Origin of the sequence: Streptomyces sp. SID14436 (assembly GCF_010548465.1) — a bacterium.
Classification (GTDB): Bacteria; Actinomycetota; Actinomycetes; order Streptomycetales; family Streptomycetaceae; genus Streptomyces.
The window spans coordinates 1-13,393 of sequence record NZ_JAAGMD010000832.1 but is presented as its reverse complement, the minus strand read 5'-3'; the positions used below and the strand labels follow the sequence as shown (position 1 = coordinate 13,393).

Here is a 13,393-nt window from a genome sequence, read left to right as displayed (position 1 = left end):
CGGGCTCCTCGGGCGGGCGCCGGCGCGCGGGCCGCCCGCCTGCGCGCCCTGGGGATCTAGAAGGGTTCGAAGCCGTCGTACTCGCGCTCGGCCTCGTCCCGTTCGGCCTGGCGGTCGCGGCGGCGCTGGGCGGCCGGGCGGGGCGCCTCGAGCCGGTGGTCCTCGCCGCGGCGGCCGAGCATCTCCGCGCCGGCCATCACGGACGGCTCCCAGTCGAAGACGACCGCGTTCTCCTCGGGGCCGATGGCCACACCGTCGCCGGAGCGGGCGCCGGCCTTCATCAACGACTCTTCCACGCCCAGGCGGTTGAGCCGGTCGGCGAGGTAGCCGACGGCCTCGTCGTTGTTGAAGTCGGTCTGCCGCACCCAGCGTTCGGGCTTCTCCCCGCGCACCCGGAACAGCGGCTCGCCGCCGACCTCCTCGCGGGTGACCGTGAACCCGGCGTCGTCCACGGCCTTGGGCCGGATGACGATCCGGGTCGCCTCCTCCTTGGGCCGGGCGGCGCGCGCCTGCGCGACCAGGTCGGCCAGGGCGAAGGACAGCTCCTTGAGTCCCTTGTGGGCGACCGCGGAGACCTCGAACACCCGGTAGCCGCGCTCCTCCAGGTCCGGCCGGACCATCTCGGCCAGGTCCTGGCCGTCGGGAACGTCGATCTTGTTGAGGACGACGATCCGCGGGCGGCCGCCGAGGCCGCCGTACTGGCGCAGCTCCTCCTCGATGACGTCGAGGTCGGAGACGGGGTCGCGGTCGGACTCCAGGGTGGCCGTGTCCAGCACGTGCACGAGCACGCTGCACCGCTCGACGTGGCGCAGGAACTCCAGCCCCAGCCCGCGGCCCTGGCTGGCGCCCGGGATCAGACCGGGCACGTCGGCGACCGTGTAGACCGTGGACCCGGCGGTGACGACGCCGAGGTTGGGCACCAGCGTGGTGAAGGGGTAGTCGGCGATCTTCGGCTTGGCCGCCGACAGCACCGAGATGAGCGAGGACTTCCCCGCGCTGGGATATCCGACCAGCGCCACGTCCGCGACGGTCTTCAGCTCCAGGACGATGTCCCGGAGGTCCCCCGGCTCGCCGAGCAGCGCGAACCCGGGGGCCTTGCGGCGCGCGGAGGCGAGGGCGGCGTTGCCGAGCCCGCCGCGTCCGCCCTGGGCGGCGACGTAGGAGGTGCCCTGCCCGACCAGGTCGGCGAGGACGTTGCCCGCCTTGTCGAGGACGACGGTGCCGTCCGGCACGGCCAGCACCAGGTCCTGACCGTCCTTGCCGCTGCGGTTGCCGCCCTCGCCGGGCTTGCCGTTGGTGGCCTTGCGGTGCGGGGAGTGGTGGTAGTCGAGGAGCGTCGTCACGGACTGGTCGACGGTGAGGATCACATCCCCGCCGCGTCCGCCGTTGCCGCCGTCGGGTCCGCCGAGCGGCTTGAACTTCTCACGGTGGACGGAGGCACAGCCGTGGCCTCCGTTACCCGCGGCGACATGCAGCTCGACGCGGTCCACGAAGGTGGTCATGGTGAGGTGCCTCCAGAGACTTCTTATGGGTTTCTTGTCTTAACACGCGAAAGGCGGACCCGCCTTCCCGCCGGGGAAGTGAGGTCCGCCTCGCGAAAGATCCGGTCAGGCGACCGGAACGATGTTCACGACCTTGCGGCCGCGGCTGGTGCCGAACTCGACGGCACCCGGCAGCAGCGCGAACAGCGTGTCGTCGCCGCCACGGCCCACGCCCGCGCCGGGGTGGAAGTGGGTGCCGCGCTGACGGACCAGGATCTCACCCGCGCTGACGACCTGACCGCCGAAGCGCTTCACGCCGAGCCGCTGGGCATTCGAGTCGCGACCGTTCCGGGTGGACGATGCGCCCTTCTTGTGTGCCATCTCTCCTCAGTCCCTTACTTCGCAGCCGCGGGGATCTCAGTGACCTTGATCGCCGTGTACTGCTGGCGGTGGCCCTGACGACGGCGGTAGCCGGTCTTGTTCTTGTAGCGCAGAATGTCGATCTTCTGGCCCTTGTGGTGGTCCACGACCTCGGCCTGGACCTTGATGCCGGCCAGCACCCAGGGGTCGCTGGTCACGGAGTCGCCGTCGACGACGAGCAGGGTCGAGAGCTCGACCGTGTCGCCCACCTTGGCGGTGGAAATCTTGTCAACCTCAACGATGTCGCCGACAGCAACCTTGTGCTGGCGACCACCGCTGCGCACGATGGCGTACACGCGGATCTCTCTTTCGCTCGAAGAACGGCACCCCCGCAGGCCAGCCGCCCGGCATGGACACGGACGACCTCTCCCAGGCACCGTGGCACCCGGAAGGAATGAGGTTTACGGGGATGTGGCGGGTCAGGCGACACGCCGACGGTCAAGGTTACGGGGCCGGGCGTGAGGGGTCAAACCGGGCCCCCCGGGGGCCAGGGCCTCTCGTTCGGCTCAGCCCGGGAGCAGGTGGGCGCGCCCGAACATGGCCGCCGCGGCCCGCGCGCTCGGCGTTCCGGCGTCCAGGTCGGCACCGGCCTCCAGCAGCACCTGGACGACCTCGTCCGCGCCCTTGAACAGGGCACCGGCGACGGGGCTCTGGTCCCGGTCGTTGCGCAGGTCGGGGTCGGCGCCGAGGCGGAGCAGGGCGCGCACCGTGCCGGCGTGGCCGTGGTAGGCGGCGAGCATGAGCAGGGTGTTGCCGGCCGCGTCGGTGACGTCGACGGGCAGCCCGTGCTCGACGAACCCGGACAGTTCCTCGGTCTCGCCGGCGCGGGCCAGGTCCATGGCGATGGCCACCACGCGCTCGGTCTGTTCGGCGGTCAGGCCACCGGTGCTCATGGGGGTTCCCTTCGGGTGGGGTGCTGGTCGGGGTCGGCCCGTGGGGAAACGGGCGCGCGCCCGGGCGCGGGCCACCGTCCGGTGGTCCGTGCCCGGGCGCGACGACGCGGTCACGTGCGTGCCGCTGCCTGCCCTGGAGGCGTGGCTCAGAGGGTGCCGGCGGCCAGGGCCTCGACCGCCTTGCGGACGCCCTCGCCGTAGGCGGGGTCGGCCTTGGTGCAGTTGGCGATGTGGCGGGCGATGGTCTGCTCCGAGGCACCGTTGATGGCACGGGCGGTGTTCTCGAAGAGCACCTGCTGCTGCTCGGCCGTCATCAGGCGGAACAGGTTGCCGGGCTGCTCGTAGTAGTTGTCGTCGTCCTCGCGGTAGTTGAACCGGTCGGCGACGGCGCCCACGGCCAGGGCCGGCTCGCGGTAGGCCGGCTGCTCCTGCCAGCGCCCGTAGGAGTTGGGCTCGATGCCGGGGACGGAGCCCTGGTTGCCGTCGACCCGCATGGCGCCGTCGCGGTGGTAGGTGTTCACCGGGGCCTTGGCGGCGTTGACGGGGATCTGGTGGTGGTTGACACCGAGGCGGTAGCGCTGGGCGTCACCGTAGGAGAAGAGGCGGCCCTGGAGCATCTTGTCGGGCGAGTAGCTGATGCCGGGGACCACGTTGGCCGGGGTGAAGGCGGCCTGCTCGACGTCGGCGAAGTAGTTCGCCGGGTTGCGGTTGAGCTCCCACTCGCCGACCTCGATCAGCGGGTAGTCCTTCTTCGACCAGACCTTGGTCAGGTCGAAGGGGTGGAAGCGGTAGTTCTCCGCGTCGGCCTCCGGCATGATCTGGACGTACAGCTTCCACTTCGGGAAGTCGCCGTTCTCGATCGCCTCGTAGAGGTCGCGCTGGTGCGACTCGCGGTCCTTGCCGACCAGGGCCTCGGCCTCGGCGTCCGTGAGGTTCTTGATGCCCTGCTGGGTGCGGTGGTGGAACTTGACCCAGAACCGCTCGCCCTCGGCGTTGATGAAGCTGTAGGTGTGCGAGCCGAAGCCGTGCATGTGCCGGTACGAGGCGGGGATGCCGCGGTCGGACATGACGATGGTGATCTGGTGCAGGGCCTCGGGGAGGTTGGTCCAGAAGTCCCAGTTGTTCTCGGGGTCGCGCAGGTTGGTGCGCGGGTCGCGCTTCACGGCGCGGTTGAGGTCCGGGAACTTCAGCGGGTCGCGGAAGAAGAAGACCGGCGTGTTGTTGCCGACCAGGTCCCAGTTGCCCTCCTCCGTGTAGAACTTCACGGCGAAGCCGCGGATGTCGCGCTCGGCGTCGGCGGCACCGCGCTCACCGGCAACGGTGGAGAAGCGGACGAAGAGGTCGGTCTTCTTGCCGATCTCGGAGAAGATCTTCGCGCTCGTGTAGCGCGTGATGTCGTGGGTCACCGTGAAGGTGCCGAAGGCGCCGGAGCCCTTGGCGTGCATGCGGCGCTCGGGGATGACCTCGCGGTCGAAGTGCGCGAGCTTCTCCAGGAACCAGACGTCCTGCAGCAGCATGGGACCGCGCGGACCGGCCGTCAGCGAGTTCTGGTTGTCGGCGACCGGTGCGCCGGCTGCGGTGGTCAACGGCTTCTGGTTGTTCTCGGTCAAAACTCGCTCCTCGGCGTGTGGTTCGTCGCGGGTGGGCCGGTGCCCTGTGGGGCCGGCCGTCCGAAGTCTCCGCGCGGGCTGCTGCGCGGCCCGCCGTCAGGTCCCACCCTATGTTGGACTCAGTCTAAGTCAAGGCGCCATTCAGAACCATATCCACTCTTGAGCTGGGTTTGATCGCGGATTAGGGTGTGGACATGACCGATCTCCTGCAGAGGCTCCGCGACCGCGGCTGGCGCCTGACGGCGCAGCGCCGCGTCGTGGCCGAGGTTCTCGCCGGGGAACACGTCCACCTGACCGCCGACGAGGTGCACGCGCGCGCCTCGCAGCGCCTGCCCGAGATCTCCCGGGCGACGGTCTACAACACCCTGGGCGAGCTGGTCTCGCTGGGCGAGCTCGTCGAGGTGTCGACCGACCAGCGCGCCATCCGCTACGACCCGAACGCCCACCGGGCCCACCAGCACCTGCTCTGCGGCGGCTGCGGCACCATCCGCGACGTGCACCCGACGGGCGACCCCCTCGCCGACCTCCCCGACTCGGAGCGCTTCGGCTACACGGTCTCCGACGTCGAATTGACGTACCACGGCATCTGTCCGGACTGCGCCCGCTGACACCGGCCGCCCGCACCCCGGCCGCCGCGCTGCCGGGCGCCGCGCCCCCTTATGCTCACCGGGCGAGTGAGACAGCGGAAGGCGGAGAAGTGAACTACAGGGTCCAGCCCAGCGCGCAGGTCGACGACAGCGCGGAGATCGGAACGGGCAGCAGTGTGTGGGACCTCGCGCAGATCCGGGAGGACGCGCGCCTCGGCGAGGGCTGCGTGATCGGCCGCGGCGCCTACGTGGGCTCGGGCGTGCGCATGGGCGACAACTGCAAGCTGCAGAACTACGCCCTCGTCTACGAACCGGCGGAGCTGGGCGACGGCGTGTTCATCGGCCCCGCCGTGGTCCTCACCAACGACCACAACCCGCGTTCCGTGGACCCCGAGGGCAAGCAGAAGCGGGGCGGCGACTGGGACGCCGTCGGCGTGAAGATCGCCGACGGGGCCTCGATCGGCGCCCGCTCGGTGTGCGTCGCGCCGGTGCGCATCGGACGCTGGGCGATGGTCGCCGCGGGCGCCGTGGTCACCCGGGACGTGCCCGACTTCGCCCTGGTGGTCGGCGTCCCGGCCCGGCAGGTGGGCTGGGTGGGCCGCGCCGGGGTGCGGCTGACCGAGCGGGAGCCCGGCGTGTGGGAGTGCCCCGAGACCGGCGGCCTGTACGACGAGAAGGACGGCACGCTCACCGAGCGCGCCGCCTGACCCGCCCGGACACCGACGAGGCCCCGCCCCCGGGATGAAGCGGGATGAAGGGGGCGGGGCCTCGTCGTCGTCCTGGGAGGGCGGGCCGGGTCAGCCGCCGATGACCACCCGGCGGACGCCCTTCCAGGCCTCCGGGTCGGTGGTGCGCCGGCCGTCGACCAGCACCGTGACGTCGGGCAGGTCGGCCGGGGTCAGCGTGCGGTACTCGGCGTGGTCGGCCTGCAGGATCGCCGCGGTGACCTTCTGCCCGGCGTGCGGGGTCAGCCCCAGGGCGGAGAGCTCCTCGGCGGTGTACATCGGGTCGGAGACGTACGGGACCGCACCGCGGGCCTTGAGGGCCTCCACGGTCGGGAAGACACCGGAGAACGCGGTCTCCTTCACTCCCCCGCGGTAGGCCGCGCCCAGCACGAGCACCTCGGCGCCGTCCAGGTCGCCGTAGGCGGCGGCCAGCAGGTCCACGGCGTACTCGGGCATCGCGGCGTTCGCCTCACGGGCGGAGCGCACGACGGTCGCGGCCGGGTCGTTCCACAGGTACATCCGCGGGTAGATCGGGATGCAGTGGCCGCCGACCGCGATGCCCGGCTGGTGGATGTGGCTGTAGGGCTGCGAGTTGCAGGCCTCGATGACCTTCTTGACGTCGATGCCGTTGCTGTCGGCGAACCGCGCGAACTGGTTGGCCAGGCCGATGTTGACGTCCCGGTAGGTGGTCTCGGCGAGCTTGGCCAGCTCGGACGCCTCGGCCGTGCCCAGGTCCCAGACGCCGTTCGGGCGGGGCAGGTCGTCACGGGCGTCGAAGTCGAGGACCGCCTCGTAGAAGGCGACACCGCGGGCGGTGGACGCCTCGTCGATGCCGCCGACCAGCTTGGGGTAGCGGCGCAGGTCCGCGAAGACCCGGCCGGTGAGGACCCGCTCCGGCGAGAACACCAGGTGGAAGTCCTCACCCGCCGTCAGGCCGGACCCCTCGGCCAGCATCGGCGCCCAGCGGCTGCGGGTGGTGCCGACCGGCAGCGTGGTCTCGTAGGAGACGAGGGTGCCCGGCTTGAGGCCCTGCGCGATCGCCTTCGTCGCGGCGTCCATCCAGCCGAAGTCCGGCACGCCGTCCGCGTCGACGAACAGCGGCACGACCACGACGACCGCCTCGGACTCGGCCACCGCCGAGGCGGTGTCCGTGGTGGCGCTCAGCAGGCCGGCGTCGACCGCCGTCTTCAGCTTGCGGTCCAGGTCGTGCTCGCCCGGGAAGGGCTCGACACCGGCGTTGACCAGCTCGACGACCTTCTCGTTGACGTCCGCGCCGATGACCCGGTGCCCCTTGGCGGCGAACTGCACGGCCAGCGGAAGCCCGATCTTGCCGAGCGCTACTACACAGATGTTCATGATCGGTGGTTACTTCCTCTTCACGGCACGGGCGACGGCGGACCTCACCCGGGAGACCAGGGACTTCTTCGGCGGGAACATCCGGGCGGTGGAGACCACCACACGGCCCTTGTCGTTGACGACGGCGGCGGCACGGTAGGGATCGGCGTAACCGCCCCAGCGACGCGACAGCGGCATGGGTCTGCCCTTGCCGCGCACGGGTATCTCGTACGTCGAGCCGGCCACGTCCAGGTAGACCCGGACGCCCAGCTTGACGTCGCGCCGCTCCAGCGGGACGCGGGCGTGCAGCACGGTGGCGGCGCCGTCCCCGGCGGGCTCGGTGCGCATCTCGCCCACCGGCGCGTCGAGCACCTGGTCGCCGGGCAGCCGCCGCGCCCCGGGCTTGTCCGCCGACTTGGGCATGGCACCGCGGACCAGCCGCAGCGCGGCACCGTCCACGTCACCGAGGACGGGCACCCGCACCGACGCGGTGTAGGCGAGGGACTCGCCCTCCTGCTCCCAGGCGGAGGCGAGCAGTTCGGTGCCCTGGGCGAGGCGGCCGGGGACGGCCTCCCCGACCAGCTCGAAGCACCGGTCGGCCAGCCCGAACCGGGGGTCGCGGAAGCCCGGGTAGCGGGCGAAGGCGCGGTCTCCGTCCAGGACGAAGGGCGGGGCGCCGTCCCTCTTCTCGGAGGTGATCGCCTCGCACAGTTCCTCGACCGCCCCGGCCCGGGCCAGGCAGATCCGCACCCTGCGCTTGACGTCCATCGCGTCGCGGATGCCGTCCGTGAAGTAGGCGTCCGCGAGCCGGGCGATGCCCGCGCAGATCTCCCGCCGCAGCTCGGGGTCCAGGGCCGGGAAGTCGTCCTGGACCAGCTTGGCCAGTTCCCAGGTGAAGTGCCGGCGCAGGACCGCGTCGCGCTCCGGTCCCGGCTCGATCAGCCCGGCGGTGAACTCCATGATCTCCGCCGTGCACCGCAGCCGGGCCAGGTGGTCGGCGCGGTAGGTGATGTTGCTGGCGTCCCCCCGCTTGACCGCGTAGTAGCAGGTGTAGTCCGCCAGCACCGATATCTTCCGGGCGCGCACGCACGCCTCGATGGTGAACGGCTGGTCGCTGCCCACCGGCAAGTGCTCGGGGAAGCGCAGCTTGTGCTGTTCGACCAGTTCGCGGCGGAACAGCTTGGTGTTGGCGAGGGTGAACGGCAGGGCGGAGCCGGCGAGGGAGACGTCCGGGTCGTTCTGCTTGTAGAGCGCCTGGTGCACGTAACGGCCGTTGGTGCCGACCATCTTGCCGACGACGACGTCGGATTCGTGTGCGTCGGCGTAGGCGACCATGCGTTCCAGGGCTTCCTCGCCCAGGTAGTCGTCCGAGCCGATGAAGTACACGTACCGGCCGGTGGCGATGTCCAGGGCCCGGTTGCTGGGCGCCGCCGGGCCGCCGGAGTTCTCCTGGTGGAGCACCTTGACGGTGCCCGGGTACCGCTCCGCGAAGCGGTCGAGCTCGGCGCCGCTGTCGTCGGTGGAGCCGTCGTCGACGGCGACGATCTCCAGCCTCTCCAAGCCGATGCTCTGCCCCACCAGGGAGTTCAGGCACTCGGTGAGGTACGGCATCGTGTTGTAGACCGCGACGACCACGCTGACGTCGGGTACCCCGCTCATGCCCCTGTCCCCGCCTCTCTCCGGCCGGCCCCGGACCGGGCGCCGGAGTCCGACAGCAACTGCGAGTAGACCTCGTCCAGCCGCTCCGCCTGGGCCTCCCAGGTCCAGGTGTCGAGCAGTCCCGGCGCGTCGTACGCAGCCCGGTACCGCTCGGCGTCGCCCAGCACCGACTTCAGCGCGCGGGCGTAGTCCTCCAGGTCCTCGGCCCGGAACACCTCGCCCTGACCGGTCTGCTGGACCATCGCGCCCATCGTCTTCACGTCACTGACGACCAGCGGCAGCCGGGCGTGGGAGTACTCGAAGAACTTGGTGATGAGGGCGATCTCGTGGTTCGGCCAGTGGTGGATCGGGATGACCCCGACGTCGGCCGTGGAGAGGAAGCGGGCCACCTGGTAGTGCGGCACGTAGGGCAGGATGTGCAGCCGGTCGGACACCCCGAGCTCCTCCGCCCGGGCGCGCAGCGTCTTCATGTAGTCGGACTCGGTGTTGAGCACGACGAAGGCGGTGTGCACCTCCGGCACCCGCGGCAGCGATTCGACCATGATGTCGAGGCCGCGCTGCGGGGCGGCGGAGCCGCTGTAGACGGCGAGCGGCACGCCGTCCCCGATGCCGCACAGCTCCCGCAGGTCGGGCACCGGCTCGGCGGCCTGCTCGGGGGAGATCTCCCCGTCGGGCGCGTTGAGCACGACGGCGGGGCGCTCGGCCAGGCCGTGCCGCTCCTGCAGCATGCCGGCGAGGGTGTCGGACACCGTCACCACCGCGTCGGCGAAGCGCGCGTACTCGCTCTCGTGCGCGCACTGCGCGACGTGCCAGCGCGGGTGCGGGCTCCACGGCTTGATGCCGGGCAGGAACTCGTGCGCGTCCCAGACCAGCTTGACGTCACGGCCGCGGGCGCGGGCGCGCAGCGCGGCGCGGGCGCCGACCCCGAGCATGCGGAAGTCGTTGGCGTGGATCAGGTCGGGCTTCAGCTCGTCGATGACCTTGCCGTAGGCCAGCTCGAAGTCCCACAGGTGCGGGTCGAGGCGGCGCCAGGCGCGGACGCCCATGGTTCTGCGCCAGAAGGCGGTGGTGAAGCGGTCCAGCGCGGAGTCCATGTCCTTGCGGCGCTTCTCCAGCTGCTGGGTCTTGCGGTGCCGCAGGTTCACCCAGGACTGCAGCAGCCGGGAGAACAGGCGGGGCGGCATCAGACGCAGCCGGCCGAGGGCCGAGCCCTCGCGCTGGGCGATGATCAGCCGGATGTTGAGGTCGGCCCGCCACGCCTTGACCTTCTGCTTGCGGTACGCCGCCAGCGGCCCGGGACGGTAGGCGAGCGGCGAGCGCAGCGGCGCCCTGCGGTACTCGTGGCGCCGCCGGAACAGCGGCCCCGGCACGCTCAGCAGCCGGACCCGGGCGTCGCCCAGGGTCCAGGTCTGGTCCTGTTCCTTCTTGCTCCTGGCCCGGCCCAGCAGGACGACGTCCCAGCCCGCCTCGGCGGCCGAACGGGCCTCCTTCTGCACGCGTGAGTCGCCGTTGACCCCGTTGTCGACGAGCATCACGATCCGGCCTTTGCCGGATCGTGCCGTCGTACGGTTCTCAGCTGCCATGGGTCGTCAGGTCCTCCGACTTGAGCGAGATGCTGCGGTTGCCCGCCGCGGATTCGAGTACCGCCGCCGCGACCTCCACCGTCCGCAGGCCTTGGCGCAGGGTGCAGATGTCGGCGGGCTCCCCGAGGACCGCGTCCCGGAAGAGCTCGTGCTCCACGAGGAGCGGCTCCCGCTTGGGAATGGCATACCGGATCATGTCGCCCTCGGAGACGCCGCGGAAGGCCTGCAGGGCCTCCCATTCGGTGGCCACGGCGGAATTGGAGTGGAAGGTCAGGTCGGCCGTGAGGGTGTCGGCGATGAAGCAGCCGCGCTCGCCGGTGACCGAGGTGAAGCGCTCCTTGAGCGGGCTCAGCCAGTTGACGAGGTGGTTGACCATGGTGCCGTCGTCGAGGCGGCCCACGGCGGAGACCATGTCCTCGTGCTTCCGGCCGCTCTTGGACACGGTGTGCGCCGTGATCGAGGCGTACTGCTGGCCCGTGACCCAGCCGGTCAGGTCGATGTCGTGGGTGGCGAGGTCCTTGACCACGCCGACGTCCGCGATGCGGTGCGGGAAGGGGCCCTGGCGGCGGGTGACGACCTGGTAGACGTCGCCGAGCTCACCGGCCTCCAGGCGGGCGCGCAGCGAGAGCAGCGCCGGGTTGCACCGCTCGATGTGGCCGACGCCGGCGACCAGGCCGCGCGACTCGAAGGCGTCGACGAGGCGGCGGGCCCCGGCGACCGTGTCGGCGAGCGGCTTCTCCACCAGGGCGCAGACCCCGGCGTCGGCGAGCTGCAGGCCGACCTCTTCGTGCAGGCCGGTGGGGCAGGCCACCACCGCGTAGTCGATGCCCAGGTCGAGGAGTTCCTCGACGGTGTTCAGGACCGGCGTGCCCTGCGCGGCGCCGTGCTTGTCGCCCATGGGGTCGACGACGGCCACGAAGTCGACGCCCTCCAGGCCGGACAGGATGCGGGCGTGGTGACGCCCCATGGAGCCGAGGCCGACGAGTCCGGCCCGCAGGCGTCTTCCGTTGCTCACAGCTGCTCCTCCAGCGCGTTCACGGCGGCCACGACGCGCTCCAGGTCCTGCTGCGACAGGCCCGGGTGGACGGGCAGCGAGACGACTTCGGCGGCGGCGCTCTCGGTCCGGGGCAGGTCCCAGGTGCGGCCCGCCTTCTGGTCCGGCTCCCAGTACGGCTTCAGCCGGTGGATGGGCGTCGGGTAGTACACGGCGTTGCCGATGCCGGCCTCGGTGAGGCGGGCCATCGCGGCGTCCCGGTCGCCGCGGATCCGCACGGTGTACTGGTGGTACACGTGCCGGGCGCCCTCGGCGACGGTCGGCGTGAGGACGTTGGCAGCGGTGATGTGCTCGGTGAGGTACGCGGCGTTGGCGATGCGCCGCTCGGTCCAGCCGGCCAGCTTGGCGCGCTGCACCCGGCCGATGGCGGCGGAGACGTCGGTCATGCGGACGTTGGCGCCGACGATCTCGTTGGCGTAGCGCTGCTCCATGCCCTGGTTGCGCAGCAGGCGCAGGGTGCGGGCCAGCTCCGGGTCGCCGGTGCTGACCATGCCGCCCTCGAGGCTGTGCATGTTCTTGGTCGGGTAGAAGCTGAAGGTGCCGGCGTTGCCGAAGGCGCCGACGGGGGTGCCGTGCAGGGCGGCCGCGTGCGCCTGGCAGGCGTCCTCGACGACGGCCAGGCCGTGCCGGTTCGCCAGGTCCATGATCCGGTCCATGGCGGCCGGGTGCCCGTAGAGGTGGACCGGCATGATCGCGGCGGTGCGCGGGGTGAGGGCCGCCTCGACGGCCTCCGGGTCCAGGCAGAAGCTGTCGGCCTCGATGTCGGCGAAGACGACGTCGGCTCCGACGAGCCGCACCGCGTTCGCGGAGGCCGCGAAGGAGAACGACGGCACGACGACCTCGTCGCCCGGGCCGATGCCCAGCGCGAGCAGGGCCAGGTGGAGGGCGGACGTGCCGGAGTTGACCGCCACGCAGTGCCGGCCGGCCACGAGCTCGCCGAACTCCTCCTCGAAGGCGGCCACCTCGGGTCCCTGCACCACGCGGCCGCTGCGCAGCACGCGTACCGCGGCCTCGATCTCCTCCTCGTCGATGACGGGCCTGGCGGCCGGTATCAACTCATGGGCGTCGGTCATCGACGTTCCCCTCCTCGTACGGCGACCTCGACGGCGCACCACGATGTGGACCGGGAAGGGACGGTCCCGTACGCGGGGCGTCCGTGTCCGTGTCATTTGAAGTAGTCACCGGCTGCTGTCGGCGGCGAACGGTTTCCGCAGGACTCGCCCCCCAGGGAGCCCCGGCGGAAGACGGCTGTCACCCGCGTGGAAGAAGGTTCGGTCGCAGTAGTCGGCTGCGGGGCCACGGCATGGGCAAGATCAGCGGCCGGGACCGCAATTACGTTACCAGCACATGTGTTGGAAATTTTCTCGGAGTTACCACAGAGAAATCTCCGCCCGGTCAAGGATCGGTCACACCCATACGGAGAGTGAGCTCACCTGCATCATAAGTGAAGCGAGCCGGTCACGCCGTACGACGAAGCGCAGGACACCGGCGTTTCGGTGTCCTGCGCTTCGTGGTGCCGGGCCCGGAGGCCGGTCCGCCCGCCGAGGGGCGGAACCGGTCAGTCCTCCGTGGTGGCGGAGACCGAGGAGGACGGCTGCTGAGCGGCGGCCGCGGTCTTCGCGGCCGTCTTCTTGGCCGTGGTCTTCTTGGCCGCCGTCTTCTTCGTCGTGGTCGCCTTCTTCGCCGGGGCCTTCTTGGCGGTGGTGGTCTTCGCCGCCGCCTTCGTGGCCGCCGCCTTCGTGGCCGTCGTCTTCTTGGCGGCCGTGGTCTTCTTCGCGGCCGTCTTCTTGGTGGCGGCCTTCTTCGCCGTAGCCTTCTTGGCCGCCGCGCGGGCGGTCTTCTTGGCCGGAGCCGCCTCCTCGGCGGTGCCGTCGGGGGCCGCGTCGGGGGTGGTCTCCCCCTCCGCATCCCCGGCGGCCGGCCCGGGCTCCGCCTGCGGGGCCGGCTCGTCCGCCGCGGCCGACGGGACGACCACGACGGCCGTCTCCTCGGACGCGGTGGACGTGGTCGGCTTGCGCACGGCGCGGCGGCGCGGACGGGCCGGGG

General features: G+C 71.4%; 12 protein-coding genes and 1 pseudogene. 2 read left to right on the top strand and 11 right to left on the bottom strand.

What is annotated here, in order from left to right:
* Positions 1-56: 56 nt before the first annotated feature.
* From obgE to G3I53_RS30210, 5 genes are all read right to left on the bottom strand, one after another.
* Positions 57-1,502 carry a GTPase ObgE gene (obgE, locus tag G3I53_RS30230; protein ID WP_164438975.1) on the bottom strand — a complete coding sequence of 482 codons (1,446 nt, stop codon included), beginning with the start codon at positions 1,500-1,502 and terminating at the stop codon, positions 57-59.
* Positions 1,503-1,607: 105 nt separating this feature from the next.
* A complete protein-coding gene (rpmA, locus tag G3I53_RS30225; protein ID WP_164333991.1) occupies positions 1,608-1,862 on the bottom strand; it encodes a 50S ribosomal protein L27 in 255 nt (84 codons plus the stop codon).
* Positions 1,863-1,876: 14 nt separating this feature from the next.
* Entirely contained in the window at positions 1,877-2,197 is a 321-nt protein-coding gene (gene rplU / locus G3I53_RS30220; RefSeq protein ID WP_006132815.1) for a 50S ribosomal protein L21, read from the bottom strand.
* A 210-nt stretch (positions 2,198-2,407) separates the two neighbouring features.
* Positions 2,408-2,794: an ankyrin repeat domain-containing protein gene (locus G3I53_RS30215; RefSeq protein WP_164333990.1), complete on the bottom strand. Its 387-nt coding sequence runs from the start codon at positions 2,792-2,794 to the stop codon at positions 2,408-2,410.
* A gap of 146 nt (positions 2,795-2,940) precedes the next feature.
* The gene (locus G3I53_RS30210) at positions 2,941-4,404 is read right to left on the bottom strand and encodes a catalase (RefSeq protein ID WP_164333989.1); all 1,464 of its coding nucleotides are present in this window, start codon (positions 4,402-4,404) and stop codon (positions 2,941-2,943) included.
* 194 nt (positions 4,405-4,598) lie between these two features.
* On the opposite strand from G3I53_RS30210, the gene G3I53_RS30205 reads away from it, so the two are divergent.
* Together G3I53_RS30205 and G3I53_RS34505 are read left to right on the top strand one after the other, a co-directional pair.
* Positions 4,599-5,012 (top strand): Fur family transcriptional regulator, encoded by a 414-nt coding sequence (locus G3I53_RS30205; RefSeq protein WP_164333988.1) that lies wholly within the window; start codon positions 4,599-4,601, stop codon positions 5,010-5,012.
* A gap of 89 nt (positions 5,013-5,101) precedes the next feature.
* Positions 5,102-5,698, top strand: a complete 597-nt coding sequence (locus G3I53_RS34505) for an acyltransferase (protein WP_164333987.1) — start codon at positions 5,102-5,104, stop codon at positions 5,696-5,698.
* 90 nt (positions 5,699-5,788) lie between these two features.
* On the opposite strand, the gene G3I53_RS30195 is transcribed toward G3I53_RS34505, so the two are convergent.
* The 6 genes and pseudogenes from G3I53_RS30195 to G3I53_RS30170 form a co-directional block, all read right to left on the bottom strand.
* The gene (locus G3I53_RS30195; protein ID WP_164333986.1) at positions 5,789-7,072 is read right to left on the bottom strand and encodes a nucleotide sugar dehydrogenase; all 1,284 of its coding nucleotides are present in this window, start codon (positions 7,070-7,072) and stop codon (positions 5,789-5,791) included.
* 9 nt (positions 7,073-7,081) lie between these two features.
* Positions 7,082-8,710 carry a glycosyltransferase family 2 protein gene (locus G3I53_RS30190; protein ID WP_164333985.1) on the bottom strand — a complete coding sequence of 543 codons (1,629 nt, stop codon included), beginning with the start codon at positions 8,708-8,710 and terminating at the stop codon, positions 7,082-7,084.
* The gene (locus G3I53_RS30185) at positions 8,707-10,293 is read right to left on the bottom strand and encodes a glycosyltransferase family 4 protein (RefSeq protein WP_239064190.1); all 1,587 of its coding nucleotides are present in this window, start codon (positions 10,291-10,293) and stop codon (positions 8,707-8,709) included. The genes G3I53_RS30190 and G3I53_RS30185 overlap by 4 nt, the downstream gene beginning before the upstream one ends.
* Positions 10,283-11,308, bottom strand: a complete 1,026-nt coding sequence (locus tag G3I53_RS30180; RefSeq protein ID WP_164333984.1) for a Gfo/Idh/MocA family oxidoreductase — start codon at positions 11,306-11,308, stop codon at positions 10,283-10,285. Before G3I53_RS30180 ends, G3I53_RS30185 begins: the two co-directional genes overlap by 11 nt.
* Entirely contained in the window at positions 11,305-12,420 is a 1,116-nt protein-coding gene (locus G3I53_RS30175) for a DegT/DnrJ/EryC1/StrS family aminotransferase (protein ID WP_164333983.1), read from the bottom strand. The genes G3I53_RS30180 and G3I53_RS30175 overlap by 4 nt, the downstream gene beginning before the upstream one ends.
* 485 nt (positions 12,421-12,905) lie before the next feature.
* Positions 12,906-13,393: pseudogene (locus tag G3I53_RS30170) on the bottom strand (ribonuclease E/G); the annotation flags it as partial.

Excerpts from the sequence above, each read along its gene's own strand:
- obgE (WP_164438975.1), bottom strand. The coding sequence starts at position 1,502 with ATGACCACCTTCGTGGACCGCGTCGAGCTGCATGTCGCCGCGGGTAAC.
- rpmA (WP_164333991.1), bottom strand. The coding sequence starts at position 1,862 with ATGGCACACAAGAAGGGCGCATCGTCCACCCGGAACGGTCGCGACTCG.
- G3I53_RS30215 (WP_164333990.1), bottom strand. The coding sequence starts at position 2,794 with ATGAGCACCGGTGGCCTGACCGCCGAACAGACCGAGCGCGTGGTGGCC.
- G3I53_RS30205 (WP_164333988.1), top strand. The coding sequence starts at position 4,599 with ATGACCGATCTCCTGCAGAGGCTCCGCGACCGCGGCTGGCGCCTGACG.
- G3I53_RS30195 (WP_164333986.1), bottom strand. The coding sequence starts at position 7,072 with ATGAACATCTGTGTAGTAGCGCTCGGCAAGATCGGGCTTCCGCTGGCC.
- G3I53_RS30190 (WP_164333985.1), bottom strand. The coding sequence starts at position 8,710 with ATGAGCGGGGTACCCGACGTCAGCGTGGTCGTCGCGGTCTACAACACG.
- G3I53_RS30185 (WP_239064190.1), bottom strand. The coding sequence starts at position 10,293 with ATGGCAGCTGAGAACCGTACGACGGCACGATCCGGCAAAGGCCGGATC.
- G3I53_RS30175 (WP_164333983.1), bottom strand. The coding sequence starts at position 12,420 with ATGACCGACGCCCATGAGTTGATACCGGCCGCCAGGCCCGTCATCGAC.